Source organism: Xanthobacter sp. BG11Y11_SDJG (assembly GCF_057364445.1).
This window is the reverse complement of record NZ_JBNFNU010000749.1, coordinates 1-977: the sequence shown is the minus strand read 5'-3', so window position 1 is coordinate 977 and position 977 is coordinate 1. Positions and strand designations below refer to the sequence as shown.

At 71.9% G+C, this 977-nt stretch carries 1 protein-coding gene; it reads left to right on the top strand.

Going from position 1 to position 977, the window contains the following annotated elements; all coding sequences use genetic code 11:
* Positions 1-167: 167 nt before the first annotated feature.
* Positions 168-977, top strand: an 810-nt coding sequence (locus AC2W7M_RS26270; protein WP_486136110.1) for a hypothetical protein, incomplete at its 3' end; no start/stop codon positions are given.

Below are 977 nucleotides of genomic sequence, written 5' to 3'. Positions count from 1 at the left end.
CGCAGGGGCCGGGTGGCGCGGCGTCGGGCCGCCGCCGGTCCTGCCGCGCCGTGATCACGCCTGACGGGTCCGTCAGCCCGAAAGCGGTTGTTGCCTCCGGCGACCTTGCGAACCATGATCCCGCCCCGGACGTTGGTTGGCGTTGCGCGTCCGAGAAGGTCGAGATCATGAATTTTGTCGCCGACACCCTCGGCATCCTGACGCAGAGCGTCACCTTGCCAGGATGGGTCGTGGTCGCCGGGGCCGCCGTCGCGGCGGTGCTTGCATTCCTGATGCTGGTGCGGGCCGAGCCGGTCGAGCGCCCGCTCACCCTGCTCGTGCTGGGCGGCATCCTGCTGGGCGGCATGGCCGTCGGCACGGCGATGTTCAAGGAAGTGCAGAGCAACCATGCGGTCTCGGAGGCCCGCGCCCTTGAGGTGCGCGCGGCCGAGCTCGATGCGGCGGCCGCCGCGGCCGGCCTCGGCTGCCTCAATGCGGACGAGGCGCTCTCGGCAGCCTGCGAGACGATCGTCTTCGAGAGCCCGGACAAGGTCGCCGCCGCGCGTGCGATGCTCCGTGCCCGCTTCGCTCTGGTGGAGGACGGCTTCGAGTATGTGCGCCGGCGCAAAAGCCCGGTCCTGCTGGAGCGCATCGCCGTCTGGCGGCGCCCGCTGGAGCGCGATCCCTATGGTCTCACCGCCGCCATGCTGCTGGACATGCGCAATTGCTCGCCCGCATCCTGTCCCCAGGTGGCCTTCCTCGGCGACGTGCAGAAGGTGAATGCGAACCTGGCGGCCGGGCGCTACGGCGCCATGGTGGCGAAATACGCGCCCCTCTGGGAGCGCAATGCGCGCAACCGCGGCACCGTCGCCGCGCCGTCGCGCACCGGTCCTTTCGGCCTTCCCGTGGTCGAGCCCCGGCCCCAGAACGGCGTCGGCCCGGGGGGCGAAGCGACGTCGGCCGGCGAGGCGCCGCCGAGCGTGAACCTGCCGGTGGAG